The organism is Corynebacterium sp. HMSC08D02, from assembly GCF_001807505.1.
GTDB classification, from domain to species: domain Bacteria; phylum Actinomycetota; class Actinomycetes; order Mycobacteriales; family Mycobacteriaceae; genus Corynebacterium; species Corynebacterium pseudogenitalium.
The window spans coordinates 159322-185247 of record NZ_KV789237.1; the positions used below are offsets into that span (position 1 = coordinate 159322).

23 protein-coding genes are annotated in these 25926 nt (G+C 65.3%); 7 read left to right on the forward strand and 16 right to left on the reverse strand.

The features are described from left to right. Positions 1 to 99 precede the first annotated feature (99 nt). The 10 genes from pdxY to HMPREF3170_RS04255 form a co-directional block, all read right to left on the reverse strand. Positions 100 to 951, reverse strand: a complete 852-nt coding sequence (gene pdxY / locus HMPREF3170_RS04210; RefSeq protein WP_070478009.1) for a pyridoxal kinase PdxY — start codon at positions 949 to 951, stop codon at positions 100 to 102. A gap of 25 nt (positions 952 to 976) precedes the next feature. Continuing rightward, positions 977 to 2317 carry a hemolysin family protein gene (locus tag HMPREF3170_RS04215; RefSeq protein WP_070478010.1) on the reverse strand — a complete coding sequence of 447 codons (1341 nt, stop codon included), beginning with the start codon at positions 2315 to 2317 and terminating at the stop codon, positions 977 to 979. Further along, on the reverse strand, positions 2318 to 2884 hold the full coding sequence (gene ybeY / locus HMPREF3170_RS04220; RefSeq protein ID WP_070478011.1) for an rRNA maturation RNase YbeY: 567 nt from the start codon (positions 2882 to 2884) through the stop codon (positions 2318 to 2320). Then, positions 2881 to 3885, reverse strand: a complete 1005-nt coding sequence (locus HMPREF3170_RS04225; protein WP_070478049.1) for a PhoH family protein — start codon at positions 3883 to 3885, stop codon at positions 2881 to 2883. Before HMPREF3170_RS04225 ends, ybeY begins: the two co-directional genes overlap by 4 nt. Before the next feature lie 11 nt (positions 3886 to 3896). Next, positions 3897 to 4616, reverse strand: coding sequence for a 16S rRNA (uracil(1498)-N(3))-methyltransferase (locus HMPREF3170_RS04230; RefSeq protein WP_070478012.1), 720 nt, complete (start codon positions 4614 to 4616; stop codon positions 3897 to 3899). Then, positions 4617 to 5747 (reverse strand): molecular chaperone DnaJ, encoded by a 1131-nt coding sequence (gene dnaJ, locus HMPREF3170_RS04235; protein WP_070478013.1) that lies wholly within the window; start codon positions 5745 to 5747, stop codon positions 4617 to 4619. Positions 5748 to 5775: 28 nt separating this feature from the next. Beyond that, the gene (hrcA, locus tag HMPREF3170_RS04240) at positions 5776 to 6792 is read right to left on the reverse strand and encodes a heat-inducible transcriptional repressor HrcA (RefSeq protein ID WP_070362083.1); all 1017 of its coding nucleotides are present in this window, start codon (positions 6790 to 6792) and stop codon (positions 5776 to 5778) included. 32 nt (positions 6793 to 6824) lie between these two features. After that, positions 6825 to 7976 (reverse strand): radical SAM family heme chaperone HemW, encoded by a 1152-nt coding sequence (gene hemW / locus HMPREF3170_RS04245; protein ID WP_070478014.1) that lies wholly within the window; start codon positions 7974 to 7976, stop codon positions 6825 to 6827. A gap of 259 nt (positions 7977 to 8235) precedes the next feature. Beyond that, positions 8236 to 8904 (reverse strand): hypothetical protein, encoded by a 669-nt coding sequence (locus tag HMPREF3170_RS04250; RefSeq protein ID WP_083290858.1) that lies wholly within the window; start codon positions 8902 to 8904, stop codon positions 8236 to 8238. A 96-nt stretch (positions 8905 to 9000) separates the two neighbouring features. Continuing rightward, the gene (locus HMPREF3170_RS04255) at positions 9001 to 10839 is read right to left on the reverse strand and encodes an AMP-dependent synthetase/ligase (protein WP_070478015.1); all 1839 of its coding nucleotides are present in this window, start codon (positions 10837 to 10839) and stop codon (positions 9001 to 9003) included. 84 nt (positions 10840 to 10923) lie between these two features. Here HMPREF3170_RS04255 and malQ point away from each other — a divergent pair, with 84 nt between their 5' ends. Then, complete coding sequence (malQ, locus tag HMPREF3170_RS04260; protein WP_210385493.1) at positions 10924 to 13062, forward strand: 4-alpha-glucanotransferase; 2139 nt, start codon at positions 10924 to 10926, stop codon at positions 13060 to 13062. A gap of 4 nt (positions 13063 to 13066) precedes the next feature. Here malQ and HMPREF3170_RS11695 read toward each other — a convergent pair whose 3' ends face one another. From HMPREF3170_RS11695 to HMPREF3170_RS04270, 4 genes are read right to left on the reverse strand one after another with little or no spacing between them, the layout of a single operon-like run. Further along, positions 13067 to 13207, reverse strand: a complete 141-nt coding sequence (locus tag HMPREF3170_RS11695; RefSeq protein WP_168156168.1) for a hypothetical protein — start codon at positions 13205 to 13207, stop codon at positions 13067 to 13069. An 11-nt stretch (positions 13208 to 13218) separates the two neighbouring features. Beyond that, the gene (locus HMPREF3170_RS12030; RefSeq protein WP_255364707.1) at positions 13219 to 13347 is read right to left on the reverse strand and encodes a hypothetical protein; all 129 of its coding nucleotides are present in this window, start codon (positions 13345 to 13347) and stop codon (positions 13219 to 13221) included. Then, complete coding sequence (locus HMPREF3170_RS04265; protein WP_070362078.1) at positions 13340 to 15307, reverse strand: M3 family metallopeptidase; 1968 nt, start codon at positions 15305 to 15307, stop codon at positions 13340 to 13342. Before HMPREF3170_RS04265 ends, HMPREF3170_RS12030 begins: the two co-directional genes overlap by 8 nt. A gap of 27 nt (positions 15308 to 15334) precedes the next feature. Further along, complete coding sequence (locus HMPREF3170_RS04270; protein ID WP_070478016.1) at positions 15335 to 16075, reverse strand: class I SAM-dependent methyltransferase; 741 nt, start codon at positions 16073 to 16075, stop codon at positions 15335 to 15337. A gap of 107 nt (positions 16076 to 16182) precedes the next feature. Between HMPREF3170_RS04270 and HMPREF3170_RS04275 the strand changes: the two genes are divergently transcribed. Then, positions 16183 to 17427 carry an alpha/beta fold hydrolase gene (locus HMPREF3170_RS04275; protein WP_070478017.1) on the forward strand — a complete coding sequence of 415 codons (1245 nt, stop codon included), beginning with the start codon at positions 16183 to 16185 and terminating at the stop codon, positions 17425 to 17427. A 1-nt stretch (position 17428) separates the two neighbouring features. Here HMPREF3170_RS04275 and idi read toward each other — a convergent pair whose 3' ends face one another. Continuing rightward, entirely contained in the window at positions 17429 to 17986 is a 558-nt protein-coding gene (idi, locus tag HMPREF3170_RS04280; protein ID WP_070478018.1) for an isopentenyl-diphosphate Delta-isomerase, read from the reverse strand. Further along, complete coding sequence (locus HMPREF3170_RS04285; protein WP_070362074.1) at positions 17986 to 18522, reverse strand: hypothetical protein; 537 nt, start codon at positions 18520 to 18522, stop codon at positions 17986 to 17988. Before HMPREF3170_RS04285 ends, idi begins: the two co-directional genes overlap by 1 nt. An 83-nt stretch (positions 18523 to 18605) precedes the next feature. Between HMPREF3170_RS04285 and HMPREF3170_RS04290 the strand changes: the two genes are divergently transcribed. From HMPREF3170_RS04290 to brnQ, 5 genes are read left to right on the forward strand one after another with little or no spacing between them, the layout of a single operon-like run. Next, the gene (locus HMPREF3170_RS04290; RefSeq protein ID WP_070478019.1) at positions 18606 to 20468 is read left to right on the forward strand and encodes an ABC transporter ATP-binding protein; all 1863 of its coding nucleotides are present in this window, start codon (positions 18606 to 18608) and stop codon (positions 20466 to 20468) included. Between the two features lie 52 nt (positions 20469 to 20520). Next, entirely contained in the window at positions 20521 to 21642 is a 1122-nt protein-coding gene (locus HMPREF3170_RS04295; RefSeq protein WP_070478020.1) for a MalY/PatB family protein, read from the forward strand. A gap of 6 nt (positions 21643 to 21648) precedes the next feature. Next, positions 21649 to 23358: a maltose alpha-D-glucosyltransferase gene (gene treS / locus HMPREF3170_RS04300; protein WP_070478021.1), complete on the forward strand. Its 1710-nt coding sequence runs from the start codon at positions 21649 to 21651 to the stop codon at positions 23356 to 23358. Positions 23359 to 23368: 10 nt separating this feature from the next. After that, positions 23369 to 24499 carry a phosphotransferase gene (locus HMPREF3170_RS04305; RefSeq protein WP_083290859.1) on the forward strand — a complete coding sequence of 377 codons (1131 nt, stop codon included), beginning with the start codon at positions 23369 to 23371 and terminating at the stop codon, positions 24497 to 24499. A 59-nt stretch (positions 24500 to 24558) separates the two neighbouring features. After that, positions 24559 to 25923: a branched-chain amino acid transport system II carrier protein gene (gene brnQ, locus HMPREF3170_RS04310; RefSeq protein WP_070478052.1), complete on the forward strand. Its 1365-nt coding sequence runs from the start codon at positions 24559 to 24561 to the stop codon at positions 25921 to 25923. The last annotated feature ends 3 nt before the right edge of the window (positions 25924 to 25926 follow it).

Below are 25926 nucleotides of genomic sequence, written 5' to 3' on the forward strand. Positions count from 1 at the left end.
GCTTCTAAGCGCACGCTTTGAGCAAAACGGGCGCAAAAAAGGCACGAAAACGGCGCGAAAAGAGCGCGAAAACGCAGGCGGAACAGCCGGCGCCAAAGGCTACAGCGCCTCGACCTCGAACTGCAGCTGAGGGTTGGCGTAGGCGTCCTGGGACTCGACGAGTAGGAGCTCGGCGGAGTCGGCGTCGTAGGTGCGCTTGAGCAGGTCGTAGACGGAGCTGGCGGTCTTGGCCAAGGCGTCGGCGGCGTTGCCGCCGCGCAGGTAGTGGCCGGTGAACAGGGCGGCGGTGACGTCGCCGGAGCCGTTGCGCTTGAATGGCAGGCGTGGGGTGCGCACGATCCACTTGCCGTGGTTGTCGACGGCGATCATTTCGATGGTGTCGGCGGGGGCGTCGTCGCGTTCGACGGAAGTGACGAGGACGGTGGAGGGGCCCATTTCGCGGGCGGCGTCGACGGCGCGGAGTGTGGAGTTCAGATCGGTGACGTCTTGTTCTACCAGGTAGCCGAGCTCGAACTGGTTGGGGGTGATGAGGTCGGCGACGGGGACGACGCGGTCGCGGAGGAGGGGCGGGATGTTGTCGGAGACGAAGCAGCCGGATTTGGCGCTGCCCATGACTGGGTCGCAGGCGTAGATGGCGTCGGGGTTGACGGCTTTGACGCGGGCGACGGTGTCGATGATGACGTCGGCGATGTCGTCGCCGCCTTGGTAGCCGGAGAGGATGGCGTCGACACGCGGGAGGGCCCCGCGCTCCTCGATGCCGTCGATGATGGCCGCAACCTCCGTGGCTGGGATCATTGGGCCTTTCCAGGAGCCGTACCCGGTGTGGTTGGAGTAGTTGACGGTGTAGACGGGCCACACTTCGTGGCCGATGCGCTGCAGTGGGAAGACGGCGGCGGAGTTGCCTACGTGGCCGTAGGAGACGGCGGACTGGATCGACAAGATATTGCTCATGGGGATAAGCGTACAAACCTGACGGCTACTTGTCTTCAGAACCCCCGTCTGAATCTTCCATGGGTGCTTCGGCGGGTTCGGGGACCTCGATGAGCACGCTACGGGTCTTAATGCGTCCGCGCCGGTCGCGGCCGCCTTCCGCGGTATAGCGTAGGCCGTCGTGGACGATGGCGGACCCCGGCAGCGGCACGCGGCCCAGCTCGTAGGACAGCAGGCCTGCCACAGTATCGACGGAGTCGGTGACGTCCTCCTCGAAGGCGAGCTCGTAGTCGAGGTTGTCGGCGAGGAAGTCGACGAGGTCGTCGAGAGGCAGGCGTGCCTGGGCGCGCAGGGTGCGCGCGGCGACGAACTCGATTGGGGCGTCTTCGTCGTCGTCGTATTCGTCGGTGATTTCGCCGACGATTTCCTCCAGGAGGTCCTCCATCGTGAGCAAGCCGGCGACGTTGCCGAACTCGTCGATCACGATGGCGATGTGCGTGTTCACCCGCTGCATCTCTTGCAGCAGCACGTCGAGTGGCTTGGAGTCTGGGATGAACAGCGGGTCGCGCATCAGGGTGGACAGCACGGTGTCCGGTGCGACCGGGGTGCCGGTGGGTCCGAACATGTCCTTCAGGTATGCGACGCCCACAATCTCGTCGACGTTCTCCCCGATGACGGGCACGCGGGAGTGCCCGGAGCGCACCATCAGCGTGGTTGCCTGGCGGGCTGTCTTCTCCCCTTCAATCCAGATCATTTCGGGGCGTGGCACCATGATTTGGCGGGCGTGGGTGGAGGCGAGGTCGAAGATGTTTTGGATCATGCGGCCCTCGGTGGTTTCCACCACGCCTTTCTCCTGGGCGATGTCGACCATCTCGCGCAGCTCCACTTCGGTGGAGTACGGGCCGTCGCGGAAGTCTTCGCCGGGGTGGAACAGGTTGCCCACCCAGATGAGCAGGCGCGATACCGGCCCGAGGACACGGTTGACGATGACCAGCCACGGCGCGGCCTTCAGCGAGATCGTGTAGGGGTTGCGGCGCCCCGCGGTGCGCGCAAATACGCCGATGATGCTGAACTGCAGCAGCGTAACCGACGCGACGGCGGCGATGATCGCCCACGCGTCGGAGGGGATCAGATCCATCGCCAGCATGGCGGCGAAGACCGCTGCAACGGCGTCAAGGACGGTGCGCAGCATGACCAGCATGTTGATCTGGTTCGCGCGGGCGTCGACAACTCGGGCGAGTGCCTTGGCACCGGAGACGTCGTCCTTGACCATGGTCTCGACGCGGGCGCGCGAAATCGGGGTCAGCGCCGATTCGACCGATCCGAACAGGCCGGAAAGCAGCAGCGCGAGCACAGCGACGAGGCCGTAGGCAACGGTGAACTCCATTTAGTCGCGGCCCTTCATCATGCGATCGAGCTCCTCGCGGTCGGCGGCTGAGGGAAAAGCATGGGCGCCGGTCGGCTTGGGCTGGTACTCGATGCCGCGTGCCGCCAGCGAGTCGTACCAGTCCGCGAGCAGCTCGTTTTGCAGCGAGAACATCTCGCGTTCCTCGTCCGGCATGACGTGGTCGTAGCCGAGCAGGTGCAGCACCCCGTGGACGGTGAGCAGGGCGAGCTCGTGGCCGAGGTCGTGGCCTGCCATCTCCGCCTGCTTGCGGTCGAAGGCCGGGCACAGGATGATGTCGCCGAGCATCGCCGCGCCGAACGGGGACGCATCCGGGCGCCCGCCGCCGGGGGTGAGCTCGTCCATCGGGAAGCTCATAACGTCCGTGGGCCCTTCTAGATCCATCCACCGGACGTGGAGGTCAGCCATGGTGGCTTCGTCGACAAGCGTGATGGTTGCCTCCGTGTCGGGGTGCACATCCATGGCTTGCAGGGCGAAGGAGCAGACATCGACGAGCATTTCCTCGTTGACGTCCGCCTCCCCCGATTCGTTGAGGACTTCAATACTCACTGTCTTGCCTCTTCTTCGCGTTGTTTTCGTTCGTAGCGTGCGGCGTTGCGCGCGTCATGCTCGTCGTAGGCCGCGACGATCCGGGAAATCAGGTGGTGTCGCACGACGTCTTCCGCGCGCAGGTCCTGGAAGGAAATGCCCTCGATGTCGCCGAGGATGCGGCGGGCGACGCGCAGGCCGGAGACCGTGCCGCGCGGCAGGTCAACCTGGGAAATATCGCCCGTGACCACCATCTTCGAGCCGAATCCCAGGCGGGTGAGGAACATCTTCATCTGGGATCCGGAGGTGTTCTGGGCCTCGTCGAGGATGACGAACGCGTCCGAGAGGGTGCGCCCGCGCATGTACGCCAGCGGGGCGACCTCGATAATGCCGGCCTCGATGAGCTTCGGGATGGCTTCCGGGTCCATCATGTCGCGCAGCGCGTCGTAGAGCGGGCGCAGGTAAGGGTCGATCTTGTCACTCAGGGTGCCCGGCAGGAAGCCGAGCTTCTCCCCTGCCTCGACGGCGGGGCGGGTCAAAATGATGCGCTTGACCTCTTTATTGTGCAGCGCCTGCACGGCCTTCGCCACGGCCAGGTACGTCTTGCCGGAGCCCGCAGGCCCAATGCCGAACGTGATCGTGTTGTCGTCGATCGCGTCGACGTAGGCCCGCTGGCCTGCCGTCTTCGGCCGGATGACCTTGCCGCGCCGCGAGATGATCTCCGCGCCGAGCAGCTCCGCCACCGACTCCGGCGACTCCACCTCCATCAGCGAAATCGCGTGCGTGACGGTATCCGCGGTAATGGGGACGCCGCGCCGCGCCATCGACTCGAGCTCGTCGAGCACCCGCAGCGCGTGCGCGACCACCACGGCCGGGCCCCGCACGGTCACCGCGTTGCCGCGCGCGTGCACGTCGGCGCCGAGGTGTTGGTTGAGCACCCGCAGGTTCGTGTCATTAATACCGAGCACGTCCTGGGTGTATACAGAGTCAAGCTCAATGTTGCGCGTGACCAAAGGTTCCATGTCGCCTAACCCTACCAGCGCGTCGTCAGCGCGCCGATTGCGCATAGTGCAGCAAAACCGGCGCTGGCGGTGCGTAACACTTCCGGCCCGAGGGTGACAGCGCGGGCGCCGATGAGCTCGAGCTCATCCTCGCCGATGCCGCCTTCCGGCCCCACGATGAGCCAGATGTCCCGCCCGAACTCGACGGTGGTCAGCGGCACGGCCGCGTCTTCGTGAAGCACCAACGCCTGCTTTTCGACGCCCCCTTCGCCCACCTCGGCAAGCAGGTCCTTCAGCTGGTTCGTGGTCACCGGATCTGCGACCTGCGGCACCCAGGCCCGGCGCGCCTGCTTCGCGGACGCGATCGCCTGGTGCTGCCACTTCTCCACCTGCTTGGCCTGCTTGGCGGCGGGCCAGCGCGCGATGGTGCGGTGCGAGATCCAGGGGACGATGGCGTCGACACCTCCTTGCACGGCGAGGTCGACGGCGAGCTCCGCGCGTTCCGACTTCGGCACTGCCTGCACCAGGGTGACGCGCTGCTCGGGCGCGGGCACGGTGCGTACCTCAGTGACGTCGCCGCGCAGCTGCTGCTTGTCGCTGTGGCAGACAATGACGTCCGCGACGGTGCCGGCGCCGTCGGTCAGCGCGATGCGCTCGCCGGGCTCGATGCGTTTGACGAAGGCGTGCTTCGCCTCGTCGCCGTCGAGGGTGCCGCTGGCCGGGTCGGGGGTGAGGAAGTACGGGACGCTCATTTAGCGGCGGAACCTGTCGCGCATGCGGGAGAAGAAGCCTTCGTCACGCTCGTCGTCGTGGTGGACGCCGGCGGCGTCGCCGCGGGCGTCGCGAAGCTGCTCGAGGCTGCGGCGCTCGTCGCCACTGAGGTGCGTCGGCACGACGACCTGGATGTGGGCGATCATGTCGCCGTGGCCCTCGGCGCGCAGGCGTGGCATGCCCTCGCCCTCGAGGCGGACCTCGTCGCCGGGCTGGGTGCCGGCCGGGATCTCGATGGTGGTCGTGTCACCGGCAAGGTTTTCGACATCGATGCTGGTGCCCAGCGCGGCATCGTACATCGGCACGTTGAGGCGCAGGTGCAGGTCGTTGCCGTCGCGCACGAAAATCTTGTGTGGCGCGGTCTGCACCTCCACGTAGAGGTCGCCGGCGGGGCCGCCACCGTGGCCGACCTCGCCCTGCCCCGCCATGCGGATGCGCATCCCGTTGGCGATACCCGCCGGGATCTTTACCTTCAGGTCGCGGGTGGCGCGCACCCGACCGTCGCCGGCGCACTGGCGGCACGGATCCTGGATCACTTCGCCGTAGCCGTGGCACTTCGGGCAGTCGTGCGTGGTCATCACGTTGCCCAGGAAGGACTGCTGCACTTCCTGCACCACGCCCTGGCCCGCGCAGTAGTCACACTGCACGGCCTTCGCCTCAGACTCGGAGCCGGTGCCGTGGCACTTCTGACACAGCACCGCGGTATCCACGGTGACCTCCTTGGTCACGCCCGCATAGGCGTCCTCCAGGGTGATCTGGGTGCGCAGCAGGGCGTCGTTGCCCGGCTGGACGCGCGAGCGCGGCTCGTGGCTGCGCCCGCCCCCGCCGAAGAAGGCGTCGAAAATGTCGCCGAAGCCCCCGAAGCCGCCGCCACCGGCGCCGCCCATGCCGCCCTGCTCCATCGGGTCGCCGCCGCGGTCCACGATGCTGCGCTTCGCCGGGTCCAGCAGCACCTCCTGCGCCAGCGAGATCTCGGCGAACTTCTCAGCCGCCTCATCAGACGGGTTCACATCCGGGTGATACTTGCGGGCGAGCTTCCGGTACGCCCTCTTAATTTCCTGCTCGGTCGCCTCTCGGTCAACGCCGAGGATGCCGTAATAATCACGAGCCACTAGTTAGTTCCCTTTCAACACTTCGAAGTTATTCGCCCCGCAAAATGCGACTGATGTACTGAGCCACGGTGGCAACCTTTTGCATGGTACCCGGATAGTCCATATGTGTCGGACCGACCACCCCAAGGCCGCCGAGCGCCTCGTCGCCAGCTCCATATGCAGTACTAACAATGGAGGCCTGAGAAAATTCCTTCTCCTCATTCTCATTGCCAATACTGACCGAGACGTGCTCCAGCTGCTGCGCGTTCGCCAACAGCTTCAACACGATCACCTGCTGCTCCAGCGCCTCAATCACGCTGTGCAGATCCACCATCCGGTTCACGCTCAAGTTCCCGGCGCCCGCGATGAGCAGCCGGTCGGTTGTGGTCTCCACCAGCGTCTCGATGAGCACCGCCGTCGCCCGCTCCACCGCATCCGCGATAACCGGCGGCGCCTGCGCGTGCAGCATCTTCAGCGCGGCGGAGGCATCGCGCATCGTCTTGCCCACCAGCACCGTATTGAGCAGGTCCCGCAGCAGGAACACCCCGTCGGTGCCCAGCGGCGCGGCGAGCTCCACGTTGCGCTGGTCCACGCGCCCGGTGTCCGTGATCAGCACCAGCAGCAGTCGCGTTGGAGCCAGCGCCACCACCTCGCAGTGCTTCACGCGAGACACGTTCAGCGTCGGCAGCTGCACCACCGCCGCCTGGTTCGTCAGCTGGGCCAGCAGCTGCACGCTGCGGCGCAGCACGTCCTCCATGTCCACGCCGTGCTCAAGGAAGTCCAAAATGGCGTGGCGCTCCGCGGTGGACAGCGGCTTGACGTCGTGGAGGGCGTCGACAAACGCGCGGTACCCGGCCTCCGTCGGGATGCGCCCCGAGGACGCGTGCGTCTGCGTGATGTAGCCCTCGCGCTCCAGCACGCTCATGTCGTTGCGGATGGTCGCCGAGCTAACCTTCAGCCCGTGGCGCTCCACCAGCATCTTCGATCCGACGGGTTCCTGCCGCGCAATATAGTCGGCGACGATTGCGCGCAGCACCCGCTGTCTGCGATCATTCGCTGCACTCATTAGCACTCTCCTTCGTCGACTGCTAACTCATACTACTCTGCCTCTTCGGCAGCCAAAATGTCCGTCACGATCCCGTCCGCCAGCAAGCGCCCGGCATCAGTCACGGCCACGCGCTCGCCTGCAGTCAAAAGGCCCGCCGCCACATACTTCTCGACGACCCCTTCCGCCCCCTCACCAATCAGCCCCCGAGGCACACCCTCCTTCAGCCGCAGCCCCAGCATCACCTGCTCCTCGTGCCGCTCCTGCGGCGTGAGCGTCTCCCCGCTGTCAATCGGCAGCGTGCTGTCGGCGAGCAACTGGTTGTAACGTTCCGGCCGCTTCACGTTCCAGAACCGGCGATCCCCAATAAACGAGTGCGCCCCCGGGCCCGCACCCCACCAGTGCGCGCCACGCCAGTACAACAGGTTGTGCTGGCACTCCCCACCCGGCCGCGCCCAGTTCGACACCTCGTACCAGCCAAAGCCATTGGCCTCCAGGGTGGCGGCGATCATCTCGTAGCGGTCCGCGTACACGTCCTCCTCCGGAGCTGGCAGCTCACCGCGGCGGATCTTGCGCGCCATGGCGGTGCCATCCTCCACGATCAGCGAATAAGCACTCACATGGTCGACGCCCGTCGACAGGATGGCGTCGAGGGTGCGGCGTACGTCGTCGTCCGTTTCCGTCGGCGTGCCGTAGATCATGTCCAGGTTCACGTGCTCGAAGCCGGCGTCGAGGGCCTCCTTGGCCGCCACGACCGCCCTCCCCGGCGTGTGCTTCCGGTCCAACACCTTGAGCACCGACGCCGACGCCGACTGCATCCCCAACGACACCCTCGTAAAGCCGTGCTCCAGCAGCCCCGCGAAGTACGCCGGATCCGTCGACTCCGGGTTCGACTCCGTCGTCACCTCCGCCCCCGCCTGGATGCCGAAGGTGTCCCGCACCATCGACAACACCCTGCCCAGTCCATCCGCTCCCAACAGCGAGGGCGTCCCTCCCCCAATAAACACCGTGCTCGCCTCAGCCACGCCCGGCTGCTGCGCCGCCAGCTGCAGCTCCTTTTCCAGCGACGCCAGGTACTCCGCGTGGGAGCTCTCCACCTCCGCCGGCGTATAGGTATTGAAGTCACAGTACCCACACCGCGTTGCGCAAAACGGCACGTGGATATAGACGCCAAAGTCGGGCTGTGATTGCTGCGCTGTGTTCATACCTCGCAATTGCAGCAGACCGGGGCCGAGTTTGCGAATTGCATTCGAGGCGTGCTCCCTGGCCGGCCAGTGCCAAAAGACGCAACCCCTTTTTCACGACCTGGGCTTTTGCCTCCTCCCCCAACAAGAAGTGCGTCCTTTGGCACTGCTACATGAAGACAAGCACCAAATTCCCACTTTCGCCAGCGGCGAACTGGGAAAACGCAAACCCCCGCCCTCAAATGAAGGAATTTGGTGCGCACCCCCTCGTGCCACAGACCTACGCCCCGCGTCGGCGGCGCTTCGCCGCCACCTTCGCCACGATGGCATCCACCCGGGCGCGCTCCTCGAGAAACTGTGGCGGGGCGACACCGCGCATCGTGCGCACGAACGCGGGGTGGTCGATGCAGACGGTTTCCATCCAGCCATCGACAGCAGCCTCGACCAGCTCGCCGACCCGCGCATACAGGTGCGGCAGGCTCACGGCGCCCAGTTCCCTTGCGACCATCTCGGTCTGCTCGAGCGTGTACTGCACGATCTCGCCGAGGTGCTGCACGGTCAGGTCGGTGCGGCCGGCAAGCGCATCCTGCATGGTCTGCACGGAGAACGGCGCTTGGAGTGGGAAGAGGTCTTCGAGGCCGGCGGCGTCAAGAAGTTCGGGCTCGGGGATCTTTTCCTCCGGCCGGTAGGAGGCGGAGAGCACCCCGGCGCGCATCCCGGTGGTCAGCGCCTGGCGAAGCCCGATGAGTTCGCCGACGATGCGGCGGGCGTCGTTGCGGGCATCGTCGACGATTTCGACGAATTCGGCGAGGCAGTCGTCGGTAAGTTCGCCGTCATAGTCTGCGACTGCTTCGGCGAGGTGCTCCGTGTATTCAGCGACTTCGTCGCCGATGTTGTAAATCTCCTGTGTCAGCTCACGGTGGCGTAGCATCGCTGCAGTTTTATGCACGAATAGCCCCCTTCTGGCTCACAGGAAGTACGGATCAAAAGTCGATGGAAATGTTAAGCCATGGGCGCGCCCCACGGGTTGAGGCGCGCCGGGGGCCTAGCGCTCGTAGAGCTTGTCGATGTCCTCACGGAAGCGCTCGAACACCACATTGCGCTTCACCTTGAGGGTTGGCGTCATCTCGTTTGCCTGCTCGCTCAGGTCGCGGTCGAGGATGCGGAACTTCTTGATCGCCTCGGCGTGCGAGACGGTCCCGTTGGCAACGTTGATGGCGTCTTGCACCTCGGCGCGCAGGACGGGGTCGCCGGCGAGCTCGCTGAGTTTGCGGTTCTCCGGGATGTTGTGGGTGGACTTCCAGCGCTGCAGCTCTTCCTCGTCGAGAGTCACGAGCACGCCGACGAACGGCTTGCCGTCGCCGACGACGAGCGCGTTGGAGATCAGCGGGTCCTGGCGGATGATGTCCTCCATCGGCCCCGGTGAGATGTTCTTGCCGCCGGCGGTGACGATGAGGTCTTTCTTGCGGCCGGTGATGCGCACGTAGCCTTCGTCGTCAACCTCACCGAGGTCGCCGGTGTTGAACCAGCCTTCGGTGAAGGCTTCTTCGGTGGCGGCTTTGTTGTTCCAGTAGCGGTCGAAGACACCGGGGCCCTTGAACTCGATTTCGCCGTCGTCGTTGGTGCGGACTTGGTAGCCGTTGACCGGGCGCCCGACGGTGCCAATCTTGTTGGCATTCTTGTTATTGACACAGGATGCGGCGCAGGTTTCGGTGAGCCCGTAGCCCTCGTAGATTGGGATGCCGATGCCGCGGAAGAAGTGCAGCAAGTCGGCGCTCATGGCGGAGCCGCCGGTGATGCCGTACTTCACGGAGCCACCGATGGCCTCCTTGATCTTGGAGTAGACGACGCGATCGAAGACGCGGCGCTTCGCCTTGAGTATCCGGCTCGGCCCCTCGGGGGTGTCCATGGCCTTGGAGTACTCGATGGCGGTCTTCTCCGCCTCAAGGAACGCAGCCTTGCCGATGGCGGAGCCGTCCGCGGCCTTGTTATAGGCCGCATTGCGGACCTTCTCGAAGACTCGGGGCACGCCAAGCACCATGTTCGGCTGGGCGCGCTGCAGCTCCACGGTCAGGGTGTGGGTATCGGCCCAGTGGGACTGGGTGGCGCCCGCCATCGTCAGCGCGAGGCTGACTGCGCGCTGCAGCACGTGCGCCAGCGGCAAGAACGTGACGACGCGCTTGCCGGGGCGGGCCACCTCACCGATGTCGTTCTTGATCAGCGCCCAGGTCTGGTGCGCCCAGTTGCCGTGGGTTAAGGCCACGCCCTTCGGGCGGCCGGTGGTACCGGAGGTGTACACGATGGACCCGAGGTCGTCGTGGGTGAGGGAGGCGGAGCGGGCGTCGACAAGCGACTGCTCGACATCCCTGCCCTCGAACTTGACGGTTTCGACCCCGGCGGCGTTGAATTCGTAGATCTTGCGCAGCTTCGAGCTCGAGTCCTTCAGGCGCGGCTTGCCGTCTTCCTGGAGGAGGAAGGCGCTCATCAGCTGGGTGTGGTCGCGCGACTCGGTGAAGGCGATCTCGGCGCCGGAGTCCTCGAGGATCCACTGGATCTGGTGCATGGAGCTCGACGGGTAGATCGGGACGCTGACCGCCCCGGCTGCCCAGATGGCGAAGTCAACGAGGGACCACTCATAACGGGTGGAGGAAAGCACCGCGATGCGGTCGCCCGGCTCGACGCCGTTTGCGATGAGCCCCTTGGCCGTTTCGTAGACCTCTTCGAGGAACTCCCCCGCGGTCACATTGACCCAGTCGTAATTACGTGGGCGGGAAAACAGCACGATGTGAGGCTTTTTCGTGCAGATATCCACGAGCGCCGACAGGCAAGTGTCAGTGGGACTCAGCTTGAATCCGAGCGGAGTTGTGTACGTTTCTGAAGCCATGGTTGGCAAGGTTACCTGACAGAAACTACCTTTTGCGTGAGCTCCACTCTGCAAAACATCAGTTCTTTGGCACAATGGGTTGATGTGACCAACGTAGAACTGCTCCATTCATTAGCTTCCGCGTACGGGTTCGGCACGAGCTACCGCGCTTCCAACGGTGCGATGACCACCCCGCCGCCGGAATCATTCATCTCCCTGCTGCAGGCCCTGGGCGTCAACATTAGCGACGCCCCCTCCGACGAGGAGCTGCACCACCTGATTCACGCCAGGCACCAGTACTGGGCAACCCGCCCGCTGCCGCCCTGCGTTGTGGCCACGGCCGGGCAGGAGCGCCACTTCAACGTCCACGTGCACGACGGACACCCGGCCCACACCTGGATCCAGCTTGAGGACGGCACCCCGCGCGAGACCTACCAGGACGAAAACTGGGCGCCACCAACTGCCGACGTCGCCGGCGTGGTCTGGGGCGAGGCCACCTTCCACGTGCCGGGCAACCTGCCCCCGGGCTACCACACGCTGCACCTGGAGTCCGACAACTTTAAGGACTCCTGCCCGCTGCTGGTGGTCCCGGCGCGTCTGGAGAGCAACCAGCGCTACATCGATAACCCGGTCTTCGGTGTGATGGCGCAGCTGTACTCGGTGCGCTCCGAGCAGTCCTGGGGCATCGGCGACTTCGAGGATCTCGGCACGCTCGCGGTGCTGCTGGCTGAGCAGGGCGCTGATTACCTGCTGATCAACCCGGTGCACGCGGCACAGCCAATCCCGCCGGTGGAGGACTCGCCGTACCTGCCGACGTCGCGCCGCTTCGTCAACCCGATCTACATCTCTGTCGAGGCGGTTGATGAGTACTACAAGCTGGACAAGGACGCGAAGGCCCAGATTGAGCGCATGGTCGCTCCGCTGAAGGCACTCAACCGCAGTGCGGAGCCGCTGCGTCGCAACGAAATCTTCGAGACGAAGCTCGCCGTACTTCGCGAGCTGTTCTTCATCGCCTGCGCCGACGAGCGCCGCACCCACGACTTCGAGCTCTTCTGCCTCGACGAGGGCGAAGGCCTCGAGGAGTTCGCCCGCTGGTGCGCAGTGGAGGCAATGGAGACCGCGCCGTCGCGCCACGAGCTCGACGAGGAACTCGAGGAACTCACACGCTTCTACATGTGGCTGCAGTTCATCGCCGACGAGCAGCGCCGCCGCGCCCAGGACAAGGCGCTGGCAGCGGGCATGAAGGTCGGCATCATGACCGACCTCGCGGTGGGGATCCACCCCGATGGTGCCGACGCCAACACGCTTGCCAACGTGCTCGTCCCCGAGGCGTCCGTCGGTGCCCCGCCGGACCAGTACTCCCAGCAGGGCCAGGACTGGTCGCAGCCGCCATGGCACCCGCAGGCGCTCGCCGAGGCCGGCTACGAGCCGTGGCGTGAGCTGCTGCGCACCGTGCTGCGCCACTCCGGCGGTATCCGCGTCGACCACATCCTTGGTCTCTTCCGCCTGTTCTGGATGCCACGAAACGTCTCCCCGATGTTCGGCACCTACATGAATTACGACCACGAGGCCATGGTGGGCACCCTGGTGCTCGAGGCGCAGCGTGCGAACGCCGTGGTGGTGGGCGAAGACCTGGGCACGTTTGAGCCGTGGGTCCAGGACGTCCTGCAGGACAAGGGCATCCTTGGCACGACGGTGCTGTGGTTCGAGTCGTACGACGACGGCTCCCCGCTCCACACCTGGGATTACCGCCGCTTGGCGTTGTCGGCCGTCGGCACGCATGACCTGCCGCCGACCGCTGGCTACCTGCGGTTCGCGCACAACATCCTGCGCGACGAGCTCGGCCTGATCGAGGAGCCGCTCGAGGAGCTCAACGAGCAGGACCACCAGTGGCAGGCCCGCGTGCTTGACCGCGTGCGCGAGGACGGCCACTTCCACGGCACTTCCCTTGAGCACACCGAGTTCACGCAGCTGAGCGCCGAGGAGTTCGCCCGCGACGTCGACGTGGAGGACCTGCTCGTCGGCCTTACCCGCTTCATCGCCGCCACCCCATCGGCGATGACGGTGACGAACCTGGTGGACATGGTCGGCGATACCCGCATCCAGAACCAGCCGGGCACCAACGCGGAGCAGTACTCCAACTGGTGCATCCCGCTGACGGACAACAACGGCAAGGCGGTCCTCATCGAGGACCTGCCGAGTATCGAGCTGTTCGGTCGGGTCGCGGAGGCGTCGAAACGCTAGCGCGCTAGAGCAGCCCGGCCAGGGCCGCGACGATGACCAGCGCAATCATCACCCACAGTGCCTGTGTGACACGGGACTGTGGGTATTTGCGTTTCTGCTTCGGAAGCTGCTGATCGCGCTTGCGGAGTTCTTCAGGGTTGGCCATAGTTGACCACCTTACTTCTTCGAAATTTTGTACGCGATCCAGTCACTCAAACGCAGCATCGCCCACGAGGCCACCCCCGCGAGCGGCAGCGCCACCAGCAGGATCAGTGGCGTCTGCAGCCATGGCGACAGATCAAACATCGCTGCCCTCGAGCCCGCGGCGGACCAGCAGAGCGCGGGTGTCCTTGTCGCGGCCGCGGAAGGCGCGGTAGGCCTCGGCGTAGTCGCGCGCGGCACCAACCGAGAGCACCGTGTCCCGGAACCGCTGGCCGCTGTCCCGGTTGATACCGGATTCCTCGATGAACTGGTAGCCGTCGGCGTCCAACGCCTCCGCCCACAGGTAGGAGTAGTAGCCCGCTGAGTAGCCGCCCGCGAAGATGTGGTTAAACCACGTGGAGCGGTAGCGCGGCTCGAGGCCCTCCACATCCAGGCCAACCTTCTCGAGTGCCCGCTGCTCGAAGGCGTCAATGTCCTCGGGCACCTCGCCGTCGAGCGAGTGCCACGCCAGGTCAATCGCGCAGGCCGCCAGGTACTCCGCGGTGGCGAAGCCCTGCCCGAACGTCCGGGACTGGCGCACGGCCTCCAGCAGCGCATCCGGGATGACCTCGCCGGTGTCCACGTGGCGCGCGTAGTTACGGATGATCTCCGGCGCGAACGCGTAGTTCTCGTTGATCTGGGAGGGGAACTCCACCCAGTCGCGCGGCACGTTGGTGCCGGAGAGCGTCGGGTAGCGCACGTTGGACAGCAGTCCGTGCAACGCGTGGCCGAACTCGTGGAACACGGTCGTAACCTCGTCGATCGTCAGCAGGTCGGAGGTCAGCGACATCACGTTCACCACGACGGGCTTCGTGCCGGTCAGCGTCGACTGGTCCACGAAGGAGCTCATCCAGGCTCCCCCGCGTTTCGACGGCCGCGCCCCGTAATCCGTCAGCAGCAGGCCAATGCCGGTGCCGTCTTCCTCCTTGACCTCCCACACGTGTACGTCGTCGCGGTAGCCGTGCAGGTCCTCGCGCTGAGTAACCGTGATGCCGTAGAGCAGGTTCGCAGCGTAGAAGACGCCGTCGCGCAGCACCTGCTGCAGCGGGAAGTACTTGCGCAGCTCGGCGTCGTTCACCGCGAAGGCCTCCTCCCTGCGGCGCGCTTCCCAGTACGGCCAGTCAGCGCCGTCCAGTTCCATCCCGGCCAGCTCACCTGCGAGCTTGCGTTCCGCGGCGGCGTTCGACGCGGCCGCGGGCGCGAGGTCACTGATGAGCTTGCGGGCCGCGGCAGCGCTGCCCGCGGTTTCCTCCGCGATGACGTAATCGGCGTGCGTGTCGAAGCCGAGCAGCTTCGCGCGCTCCTGGCGCAGCCGCACCGACTCGACCACGAGCGCACTGTTGGTGTCACGGCCGCGCTGGCGGGAGGCGTCGAACAGCTTGTGGCGCGCGCTGCTGGACTCGAGCTCGGCCTGCAGCGACTGGGTCGTCGGCAGCTCGATCGGCACGACGTAAACACCGGGGTCATCGGCGTCGCGGTAGGCTGCGAGCTCCTCCTCGCTCAAGCCCGCGAGCTCCTCACGGGTCATGCGCACCGCGAGCTTCGTCGTGTCCGCGAGTAGGTTGCGGCCGAACTGCTCGGAAAGCTCCGAGAGGCGCTGATTCAGCTCGCGCAGGCGCTGTTTGCCTGCCTCGTCGAGCTCCGCGCCACGGCGGGTGAACCGGCGCAGCAGCAGGTCGTAGAGGCGGCGCGACTCCTCGTCCGCCGGGGCCTCCACTGCACGCAGGCGGCCATAAAGTTCTTGGTTCTGGTAGATCGCGTCCGTATGCGCGGACAGGCGCGGCACGATCGCGTCCGCGACCTGGTCAAACTCAGGCGAACCGTCGGTGCCCTGCAGGTTGAAAAACCATGCCAAGACTCGCTCTAAGTCGCTGCCCGCGCGCTCCAGCGCCTCGACGGTGTTCTCCCACGTCGGGGTGTCCTCGGCGCAAATGCGGGCAATTTCTTCTTCATGCAGCACGAGCGCCCGCTCGAAAGCGGGCAGTACGTGTTCAAGGCGGATCGCCTGAAAATCAGGCAGCCCGTAAGGCAGTTCGGACGGGTGCAACAACGGATTGTCAGTCATAGCGCCCCATCCTACTTGGAGCGCAAGTTAGGCCGACTTACGACCAATCACCAGGAAGGTCGGGCGCGATTCGTGTCCCTGTGGCGTGCCGAACTCCTCGTCGATCTTGGTAATCTCCGGCAGCTCAACGACCTCGACGTCCTCCAGGCCAGCGGCGCGGAAGACCTCTGCGTATGCCTCCGGGGAGTCGGCCGTCGCCAACGGCAGCTCCTCGAGTACGTCGTCGGTGTAGGTCAGCACGAAAGAGTCCGGGCCGTTATCGGAGATGACCTGCGTTTCCTTCGAGATCCCGTTCGGGAACCAGGTCGCGTCCGCTGCGATGATCAGACCGCCAGGCTTCAGCGCCTCGGCCCAGCCACGGATCGCCTCCGTCGGCTCGCGCAGCGTCCACAGCAGGTAGCGGCTGACAACGACGTCGAAGTCGTAGAAGGACGGGGGCAGGTCCGTCACGTCGACCTCGGCAAACAGTGGGGTGTTGATGCCTTCCTCCTGGCGGAGCTCCGCTTCGTCGCGGGCCTCATCGAGCATTGGTTCGCACGCATCCACGCCGACGACCGCGTAGCCGAGCTCCGCAATGATGTGCGCAATGTAGCCGTCACCCGTGCCCATGTCCAACACGCGAACCGCGTCCTGCGGCATGTAGCGCTTGAAGATGTCAGTCCACGCTGCGCGGTCTGCCTTGGCGCGCTCTGCTGTCCTGTGTTCGCGGTGGTATGCCTCAGCCCGGCCTGCCCAGTACTCGGTGATGCGTGCTTGGGTATCTGTCATTTGGGACAACTCATTCCTACAGAAGAAAGACAATAATCACTCACTAGCATAAGTCACCTTCGGCAGCTCGTCGAGGAACTTGGCGGAAGCGTTTAGACTGGCCTGTCATGGACGTCACCATCACCTGCCCCGCCGGCGCGATCACTGGCACCGCCACCGCCACAATGCGCGAATTCCACTCCATCCCCTACTCGCGTATCGACGCCCCCTTCGACCCGCCACGCCCCGCCCCCGAGGGTCATCTCATCGACGCCACCACGCCGCACCCAGACACCATCGGGCTGAGCATCACCACCCCGGCGACGGCGCGGGCCCTCGACGACTACCCGGTGATGGTCTATCTGCACGGCGGCCGCTTCGAGGAAGGCAACCACTGTGAGACCACCTCCCAGCCGGAGGCGTTCGCGAAGCAAGGCGTCGTGCAGGTGCGGGTGGGGTACCGTCGAAAATTCCCTGGACTGCTCCCCTTCACCAATGACACGTCGTTCCGCGCGGTGGAGGACTGCCAGGAGGCGCTGCGGTGGGTGCTGCGCAACATCGAGCACTTCGGCGGCGACCCAACCAACGTCACGCTGGTCGGGCATTCGGCGGGGGCGGCGCTGGCGCTCTGGCTGGCGCGCCGCGACCACTACCAGGGAGCATTCCGGCGCGTGCTGGCGCTGTCCCCCGCGTTTCCGCGCGTGCCCTTTGCGCAGCGCAAGTGGGCGGCGCGCGGGGCGCTCGGCACGGCGCTGACGCGCCTCGACCTCAACTGGTTGGCCGAGCGCCGCCCGGACGCCATTGAGCGCGCCTACCAGCGCTTCCGCACCCAGTACTTCCACGACATCGCCCTTGGCCCGGCACCCTTCGAGCCTGCGGAGCTCGCCGACGTACCAATCGTGGTCACCTCCACCCGCGAGGAGTTCCACCAGGCCGGCGAGGGCTTCAACGCCTTTGGTGCCACGTTCATCCGCTGCTTCGGCCGATTCTTCGGCGCCAAAAGCGCGGCGGCCCGGCGCAACTACATCGAGGCCGCACGAACCACGGACCCCGGCAAACTCGCGGGCAGGTTCCTATCGGACGCACTGATCCGTCGCTGGGTCGACGACGCCTGCGAGCACGGCCCCGCCGACATCCGTCAGATCGAGTTCTGCGCAGATACCCCGCTTGGACACAGCTACGAGCTCGAGACGCTCTTCGGAGAGCCTACGACCCACATCGGCCAGCTTGTCTACAGCTACATCTGCAGCGGGCAGGCCGACTGGCCCACCTACCGCCCGGGCCGAAACGTCCTGCGCGCCTCGCTCAGCGCGGACACCACGACCGTCGTGGAGGATCCGCTGCGCAGCGTTCGGGAGGCGTTCAACCAGTAGGCTAGCGCCCGGCGCGCTCCAGCACAGCGCGCAGCCGCTTATCCGCCAGCTCTTCGACCAGCCACGGCGAAAACGCGAACGGGGTCGCGTCTGCCGCGCGAACAACGTCGGCGGGGTCGGCCCAGTGCAACGAGTCCACCTCGTCCGGGTTCGGGTCCACAGCCTCGTGGCCCGGCGCCAGGCGCGCGGAGTACACCGGGCAGATTTCGTACTCGACGATGCCGGAGGAATCCACCGCACGGTAGCGGAACTCCGGCAGCACCGGCTTTACGTCCAGCACAGCCCCCTCCGGCAAGCGCAGTTCCTCGACCGAGCGGCGCAGGATCGCCGTCGGCACGTCCTCGCCGGGGCCGGGGTGGCCGCAAAAGGAGTTCGTCCACACCCCGGGCCACGTCTTCTTCCCCAACGCGCGCCGGGTGAGCAGCAGCTGGCCGTCCTCGTTGAACAGCCAGCAGGAAAACGCCAGGTGCAGCGGGGTTTCCCCGGTGTGGACTGCGGCCTTGTCCGCGGAGCCGATCGGGGACCCGTCGTCGCTCAGCAGGATTACTTCTTCGCGCATTAGTTATTCAGGTTCCCCTTGAACTTCACGTTGCCGATCGTAAACTCCGCATCCCACAGGCCATCCGGGGTCACGTCGAAGGCGTACTTCGCGTTCGTGGTTGCCCCCGGACCCAGCGGGCGGTCCACGCCGAGGATGTCTACCCCTGCCTGCTCGGCGCTGATCGGGTTGGCGTCGACAAACTTGTTGTTGCCGGTGTTGTAGCGCAGCTTCGGCTTGAGCACGTCAACGGGCATTGGCACGTCGCTCTTGTTCGTCACTGCCACGACGATGATGCTGCCGGCGCCGGTGCCGTAGCTGCTGCCCTGCCACTTGTAGGACAGCTCCATCTTCGGGTCATCGACGCGCTCGCCGGTGATCTCTGTGGAGGTCACCGGGTCCACTTGCTCTTGGTGGAACTCCGGCTGTGGGGCGCCAGTGGGCGTCGTCACCTCGATGTCAGTGGATGTTGCGGTGTCATCCTCAGACACGCACCCGCCCAGCGTGAGAGTAGTAACGAGCAGCAAGACCGCAGCTGACAGTGTGTGGTGGCGCATCGGTGCCCTTTCATATGGTTCAAGCGAAAACAATTGGTCACTATTGTACGAGTTTCACCCGGCCGCGCTACGCTGGGCCATCTATGCAATCTCTCACCCGTGTGTTACGAAGCGCTTCCGCCCTGTGGCCGTTCTACCTCGCCATCGTCATCATCTCGACGGTTGTTGCAGGCCTCGGGCTGATTTCTCCCTTCATCGTGCGCGAGGCCACCGACACAATTGTCGACGCCATCAACGAGTCAGCCAACGCGCCCGCCGACCCAGTGCGCACCGTGCTGTGGCTCGCATTCGCGCTGTTCATCGCGACCTCGCTCAGTGGGCTGGCGAAGAACGTCTCCGGCTACCTCGGCGACATCATGGCGGCGCGGATCCGACAGATCCTGTCCACCCGCTACTTCGCCAAGCTGCTGTCGCTGCCGCAGCGCTACTTCGACACCCAGGTCACCGGCACCATCATCGCCCGGCTGGACCGCTCGATTGCCACGGTGACGCAGTTCATCCAGTCCTTCTCCAACAACTTCTTGCCGATGATCATCCAGATCATCGCCATCCTTATCATCACGTCCTTCTACTACTGGCCGCTGACCCTGCTGCTGCTGGCGCTCTTCCCCATCTACACGTGGCTGACGGCGCTGACCTCGAAGCGGTGGCAGAAGTGGGAGGCGGAGAAGAACGCGCAGATCGACGAAGCGAACGGGCGCTTCGCGGAGGTCGTCGGCCAGGTCAAGGTGACCAAGTCATACGTGGCGGAGGTCCGCGAGCTGGACAAGTTCGGCAACCACTACAACAACACGGTGAGCATCACCCGCCCGCAGTCGCGCTGGTGGCACTCCATGGACGCCCTGCGCGGGCTGGCGATGTCGCTGATTTTCATGGGGATCTACATGATCCTGTTCGTGCGCACCATCCAGGGCCACTTCAGTATCGGCGACATGGTCATGCTCATCCAGCTGATCACCATGGCCCGTCAGCCGGTGATGATGCTGAGCTGGATCGTCGACAGTGCCCAGCGCGCCGTCGCTGGTTCCCGCGACTACTTCCAGGTCATGGACGAGCTGGTGGAGCCCACCGCGAACCGCGAGCTCGTCGCCGCGACCCAGACCTCAGGTGTGCCGGAGCTCACCGTTGTAAAGCACCGCCCGCTGCCAGTCCACGAGCCCGTCGTGGAGTTCGACTCAGTCACCTTCGAGTACGAGCCAGGCGAGCCCGTCATCCACGACATGAGCTTTCGCGCCCACGCTGGAGAGAAGGTCGCCCTGGTCGGAGAGTCCGGCGGTGGCAAGTCCACCATCGTGAACCTGCTGTTGGGCCTCTACCCTATCCAGGAAGGCACCCTGAAGGTGTGCGGGCAGGATCTGGCGGAGCTGGGCGTCGAAAAGCTGCGCGCGACCACGGGCGTGGTGTTCCAGGAGGCGGCGCTGTTCTCGGGCACGGTGTTTGAGAACATCGCCTACGGTAAGCCGGACGCGACGATGGACGAGGTGGTCGCGGTGGCTAAGCGTGCCAACGCGCACGACTTCATCATGAAGTTCACCGAAGGCTACGACACCGTCATCGGCGAGCGTGGCCTGCGCCTGTCCGGCGGGCAGCGCCAGCGCGTCGCGGTCGCGCGCGCGATGTTGAAGGACGCGCCGATCTTGATTCTCGACGAAGCCACCTCCGCCCTCGACACGAAGGCGGAGCGCGCCGTGCAGGCAGGACTCGACGCGCTGATGGAGGACCGCACCACCATCATGATCGCGCACCGACTATCCACCATCGCGGATGTCGATACCATTATCACCCTGCGCGACGGCCGCATCGACGAAATTGGCACCCCTGCGGAGCTTGCGGTCTCCGGCGGTATTTATTCAGAGCTACTGCGGCTCACCGCGTCCTCCTCGGCGGCGGATCGTGCCAGGTTACAGGCCTTCGGCTTCCACACCGACGACAGCGAGGAGGAGTAGCAACCTCGCGGGCCTGTGGCGTGTGAGGGTGGCCTGACTACAGTCGTGGGACATGAAGTTCCCAGACCTTTCCACCCTCCGCGACCGCCGTACCCGCAAGTGGACCGTGCACGACGAGCACGTGCTGCCACTGTTTATCGCCGAAAGCGACTTCCCCACCGCCCCGCCTGTGAAGGCGGCGGTGCTCGACGCCGTCGAACGCGAATGCCTCGGCTACACGCCCGCCCCGCGCGCGCAGTGCCTGGCAAAGAACGTCTCCGAGTTTTACGCCCAGCGCTACGGCTGGCGGCCGGACCCTGCACGCATCTTTACTGTCCCCGACGTGGTGCGCGGCGTGCTGCTTGCGATCGAGCACTTCACCGAAGGCGACGTCATCGTGCCCGTGCCGGCGTACTTCCCCTTCCTCGAGATCGCCTCAACCGCGGGGCGCAATCGCGTGGACGTCGGCAGCGAGGGCGGCCTGGACCTGGCAGAGGTCGAGGAGGCGTTTCGCAACGGTGCCGGCTCCATTATCGTGACCAACCCGATGAACCCGTGGGGCTACATCTTCAGCCGCGAGGAGCTCGACGCGATCTGCGACATCGCGCGCCGCTACGGGGGCCGCGTCATCGTTGACGAGATCCACGCCCCGATCGTCTACGAGGGCAGCCACGTGTGCGCCGCCGAGCACAACCCGGACGTGTGCATCACGATCACGGCGACGTCGAAGGCCTGGAACGTGGCAGGCCTGAAGTGCGCGCAGATACTCTTCTCCAACGATGAGGACGTGGCTACCTGGAACGCGCTGTCCAACATCACAAAGGAAGGCACGGGCACGCTGGGCATCGTGGCTGCGGAGGCCTGCTACGGGCAGGGCACCGAGTACCTAGACCAGCAGGTAGAGCAGCTGCGGGCGAACCGCGACTGGCTCGTCGAGGAGCTGCCGAAGCAGATCCCCGGCATCACCTTCCCCGTCCCGGAGGCGACCTACCTGCTGTTGGTGGACTTTTCCGGCACGAAGCTCACCACCGAGACCCCGGCCGAATGGCTCTTGGAACACGCGGGCGTGGCGCTCAACGAGGGCACCAGCTTCGGGCCCGGCGGCGCGCACAAGGCGCGCCTCAACTTCGCCACCTCGCCCGAGATCCTGCAGGAAGCCGTCCAGCGCATGGCTGAGGCAATCAAGCTACTGTGAGGAAGCATGAACGAAAACGACAAACTTCCTACCCCGCAGGCCACCGCCTTCTCCCCACCCACCCCGGCCGCCGAGCCGTGGGAGCGCCCTGACCCGGAGTGGTACAAGGACGCAGTATTTTACGAGGTGCTGGTCCGCGCTTTCTTCGACCCGAACGGCACCGGCTCCGGCACCCTCCAGGGCCTGGAGTCCAAGCTGGACTACCTGCAGTGGCTCGGCGTCGACTGCCTCTGGATCCCACCGTTCTACGACTCGCCGCTGAAGGACGGCGGCTACGACATCCGGGATTTCCGCAAGGTGCTGCCGGAGTTCGGCACGGTGGAAGACTTCGTCTCCCTTATCGACGCCGCCCACCGCCGCGGGATCCGCATCATCACAGACTTTCCGATCAACCACACCTCCGACCAGCACCCCTGGTTCCAGGAGTCTCGCCGCGACCCGTCGGGCCCGTACGGGGATTACTACGTGTGGTCGGATGACCCGGAGAAGTACGCCGGGACCCGCATCATCTTCATTGACACCGAGGAGTCCAACTGGACGTTCGACCCGGTGCGCAAGCAGTACTTCTGGCACCGCTTCTTCTCCCACCAGCCTGACCTGAACTACGACAACCCGGCGGTCCAGCAGGAGATTTTGGACGTCATCCGCTTCTGGCTGGATCTGGGGATGGACGGCATCCGCCTCGACGCCATCCCGTACCTCTTCGAGCGCGAGGGCACCTCCTCGGAGAACCTGCCGGAGACGCACGAGTTCATTAAGAAGGTCCGCGCGTTGTTCGACGAGGAGTACCCGGGCCGTTTCCTGCTCGCGGAGGCGAACCAGCTCCCGGAGGAGGTCGTCGCCTACTTCGGTGAAGGCGAGGGTGACGAGTGCCAGATGGCGTTCCACTTCCCGGTCATGCCGCGCATTTTCATGGGGATTCGCCAGGAGCTGGCGCAGCCGATCGTCGATATCCTGCGCGAGACGCCGCCGATTCCGGAGTCCGCGCAGTGGGGCATGTTCCTGCGCAACCACGACGAGCTCACGCTCGAGATGGTGACGGACCAGGAGCGCGAGTTCATGTACCAGAACTATGCGTTCGAGCCGCGGATGCGCGCCAACGTGGGCATCCGCAGGCGCCTTGCTCCGCTGCTGGGTGGGCACCGCGGGCGCCTGCAGCTGGCGCACGCGCTGCTGCTGTCCCTGCCCGGTTCGCCGTTTTTGTACTACGGCGACGAGATCGGGATGGGCGACAACATCTGGCTGCCTGACCGCGACGGTGTGCGCACCCCGATGCAGTGGTCGAACGACCGCAACGGTGGCTTTTCCAAGGCGGATCCGGAGCGGCTCTACCTGCCGCCGGTGCGCAACGACCAGTACGGCTACGACATTGTCAACGTCGAATCCCAGATGAAGCTGGAGAACTCGCTGCTGCAGTGGGTGCGCCAGATGATCATGATCCGCAAGCAATACCGCGCGTTCGGCCGAGGCTCCTACATAGAGGTGGATCACGCAAACCCGCAGGTGTTGGCGTTTATACGCGAGTATGAGGGCGAGCGAATCCTGTGCGTGCACAACATGTCCTCGCGCCCGCAGGCCGTCGAGATGGACCTGTCGCACTACAACGGTGTGGTGCCTCGCGAGCTGACCGGCGGCGAGGAGTTCCCGGCCATCGGTGAGCTGCCGTGGCTGAGCACACTCGCGCCGCATGGCTTCTTCTGGTTCGATATCTCCTAACATTGGTCACATGATTGATATTGCTGAGCAGCGCTTCTACGGCGCGAAGTCCGAGCCGGTCGACGCCATCGACGTCGTCGCCGCGGAAGATGTCACCTCCCCAACCACCGGTGAGCGTTTCACCTGGCAGATCCTCGCGGTGCACCACGGCGACACGGTCGACCACTACCAAGTGTTTGTCGACGCCACCGGCACCCACGACGTCCTGCACACCCCCGAAGGCGCCGAGGCCTACCTGGCCAACGTCGCAACGTTTGGCGCGGTGGAGGGCACCATCGACTCCGCAGGCGCGCGCCCGCTCGGGGCCGAGCAATCGAATACCTCGCTGGTGGTCGGCGAGCACATCGTGAAGGTATTCCGCCGCCTCGAGGACGGGCTGAACCCGGACGTGGAGCTGCTGAGCCAGATCGCGGACTGCCCCGCGGTCGCCGCGGTGCGCGGCTACGCTACCCGCGACGGCCAGACCCTTGCGATGCAGCAGGACTGCATCGTGGGCGGCACCGACGGCTTCGTGCTCGCCACAGGCGGCACGCTCGACACCAGCGACACCAAGGCGCTCGGCACGGCGATCCGCCAGGTGCACACCGCGCTCGCCGAGGCCTTCCCCACCGAGACCGCCAGCCCGTCGTCCCTGCGCACACGGCTCACGCACCACTTGGACTCCTACATCCAGCGCGCGCCGGTGCTCGAGCAGTACCGCGAGCGCATCCTGAAGCTCTACTCGCTTCTCGACGCTAGCTCCGCCACCACCGCCACGACACCCCTGACCACGCAGCGCGTCCACGGCGACCTCCACCTTGGACAGACGCTGAAGACAGATTCCCAGTGGTTCCTCATCGACTTCGAGGGCGAGCCAGCCCGTCCGCTGCAGGAGCGCCGTCTGCCGGATCACCCGCTGCGGGACGTAGCTGGGATGATCCGCTCCTACGGGTACGCCGCGGCTGTGGGCGGGTTTGACGCTGCCTGGGAGCGGGAGCACGTCGAAAAGCTGTTGGAGGGTTACGGCACTGCCCCCGCGAGCGAGGACCCGGTTCTTGCAGCGTACGTGGTGGATAAGGCTGCGTACGAGGTGGTGTACGAGGCGAACAACCGCCCAGATTGGGTGGAGATTCCGTTGAGGGCGATCGAAACACTCGTATAAACGTCTCACAGAATGGAAAAGATTTCCCATTTTTTCGCTGTGTGTTGTACTGTGTGGCAATGGACCACACACAGAACGCTCAAACGGGCACGAAACAGGGGAACTCCACCCAGGCGGTCGTAGTCACCGCGCTGGCACTGTTTTCCATGTTCTTCGGTGCCGGCAACCTGATTTTCCCACCAATCCTGGCCGTCCAGGCAGGCGATAACTTCTGGCCTGCCATCCTCGGCTTCCTCAGTACCGGCGCGCTGCTGCCGGTGCTGGCGGTCATCGCGATTGCACTGTCCGGCACGAACGTGCGCGACCTCGCGCAGCGCGCAGGCAGCATCTTCGGTGTCGTTTTCCCGGTGCTCGCCTACCTGTCCATCGGCGCGTTCTACGCGCTGCCACGTACCGGCGCGGTGTCGATGGAAACGGCCATCACCCCGCTGTTCGGTGTGTCCGGCCTGTTCGCCTCGGGCGTGTTCAACGTCATCTTCTTCGGCATTGCCCTGGCGCTGAGCTGGAACCCGAACACCATCATGGAAAAGCTCGGTAAGTTCCTCACTCCGGCGCTGGTCATCCTGCTGGTCGTGATGATCGCCGTTTCGCTGTTCCGCTGGGACGTAGAGCCTTCCGCCCCTTCGGAGCACTACCAGTCCGGCCCGTACCCGACCGGCCTGCTGGAGGGCTACCTGACGATGGACTCCATCGCCGCGCTGGCCTTCTCCATTGTTGTGATTTCCACGCTGCGTTCGAAGGGCTTCCCTGAGGGCAAGAAGCTGGTCAACGGCACCATCGCAGCTGGCGTCGGTGCGGGCGCGCTGCTGGCACTCATCTACGTCGGGCTGGGCATGATCGGTCGCGTGATGCCGGACTCCGACCAGTTCGATAACGGCGCAGGCCTGCTGGCTGAAGCCTCCAACCTGACGATGGGCCAGGCGGGCCAGGTCATCTTCTCACTGATCGTGCTGCTGGCTTGCCTGACCACCGCAGTCGGCCTAATCACCGCGACCGCAGAGTACTTCTCCACCGAGTTTGGCGGCGCCTACCGCACGTGGGCGGTCATCTTCACCATCGCCTCGATGGTCATCGCGACCCAGGGCCTGGACTTCGTGATGACGATTGCCGCACCGGTCATCGGCTTCCTGTACCCGCCGGCCATTGCCTTGATCTTCGTCACCCTGGTCGAGCCAGCGTTCAAGCGCCGCCTGACCTTCCGCTGGGCGTTCTTCCTGCCGATCTGGGTTGCTGTGGTCTGGTCCGCAATCGAGACCTTCATTTCCCTGGACTGGGGCGCCGACGCCTTGCGTCCGCTGGTGACGTGGGCTCCGCTCGACTCCGCGGGCCTCGGCTGGGTCCTGCCGGTGGTCGTCGCGTTCGTCATTGGCCTGGTCGTGGACCTGGCCCGCCCGAAGCAACACGCGGAGGACGTCAACGCGTAGTGT

What these genes read in the sequence shown, in the direction of transcription:
- idi (WP_070478018.1), bottom strand. Translation starts at nt 17,986, where the DNA reads ATGCGCGAAGAAGTAATCCTGCTGAGCGACGACGGGTCCCCGATCGGC.
- HMPREF3170_RS04230 (WP_070478012.1), bottom strand. Translation starts at nt 4,616, where the DNA reads ATGAGCGTCCCGTACTTCCTCACCCCCGACCCGGCCAGCGGCACCCTC.
- HMPREF3170_RS04275 (WP_070478017.1), top strand. Translation starts at nt 16,183, where the DNA reads ATGGACGTCACCATCACCTGCCCCGCCGGCGCGATCACTGGCACCGCC.
- HMPREF3170_RS04255 (WP_070478015.1), bottom strand. Translation starts at nt 10,839, where the DNA reads ATGGCTTCAGAAACGTACACAACTCCGCTCGGATTCAAGCTGAGTCCC.
- hemW (WP_070478014.1), bottom strand. Translation starts at nt 7,976, where the DNA reads ATGAACACAGCGCAGCAATCACAGCCCGACTTTGGCGTCTATATCCAC.
- HMPREF3170_RS04225 (WP_070478049.1), bottom strand. Translation starts at nt 3,885, where the DNA reads ATGGAACCTTTGGTCACGCGCAACATTGAGCTTGACTCTGTATACACC.
- HMPREF3170_RS04270 (WP_070478016.1), bottom strand. Translation starts at nt 16,075, where the DNA reads ATGACAGATACCCAAGCACGCATCACCGAGTACTGGGCAGGCCGGGCT.
- pdxY (WP_070478009.1), bottom strand. Translation starts at nt 951, where the DNA reads ATGAGCAATATCTTGTCGATCCAGTCCGCCGTCTCCTACGGCCACGTA.
- treS (WP_070478021.1), top strand. Translation starts at nt 21,649, where the DNA reads ATGAACGAAAACGACAAACTTCCTACCCCGCAGGCCACCGCCTTCTCC.
- HMPREF3170_RS11695 (WP_168156168.1), bottom strand. Translation starts at nt 13,207, where the DNA reads ATGGCCAACCCTGAAGAACTCCGCAAGCGCGATCAGCAGCTTCCGAAG.
- HMPREF3170_RS04290 (WP_070478019.1), top strand. Translation starts at nt 18,606, where the DNA reads ATGCAATCTCTCACCCGTGTGTTACGAAGCGCTTCCGCCCTGTGGCCG.
- brnQ (WP_070478052.1), top strand. Translation starts at nt 24,559, where the DNA reads ATGGACCACACACAGAACGCTCAAACGGGCACGAAACAGGGGAACTCC.
- HMPREF3170_RS04285 (WP_070362074.1), bottom strand. Translation starts at nt 18,522, where the DNA reads ATGCGCCACCACACACTGTCAGCTGCGGTCTTGCTGCTCGTTACTACT.
- HMPREF3170_RS04305 (WP_083290859.1), top strand. Translation starts at nt 23,369, where the DNA reads ATGATTGATATTGCTGAGCAGCGCTTCTACGGCGCGAAGTCCGAGCCG.
- HMPREF3170_RS04265 (WP_070362078.1), bottom strand. Translation starts at nt 15,307, where the DNA reads ATGACTGACAATCCGTTGTTGCACCCGTCCGAACTGCCTTACGGGCTG.
- HMPREF3170_RS04215 (WP_070478010.1), bottom strand. Translation starts at nt 2,317, where the DNA reads ATGGAGTTCACCGTTGCCTACGGCCTCGTCGCTGTGCTCGCGCTGCTG.
- HMPREF3170_RS04295 (WP_070478020.1), top strand. Translation starts at nt 20,521, where the DNA reads ATGAAGTTCCCAGACCTTTCCACCCTCCGCGACCGCCGTACCCGCAAG.
- hrcA (WP_070362083.1), bottom strand. Translation starts at nt 6,792, where the DNA reads ATGAGTGCAGCGAATGATCGCAGACAGCGGGTGCTGCGCGCAATCGTC.
- HMPREF3170_RS12030 (WP_255364707.1), bottom strand. Translation starts at nt 13,347, where the DNA reads ATGTTTGATCTGTCGCCATGGCTGCAGACGCCACTGATCCTGCTGGTG.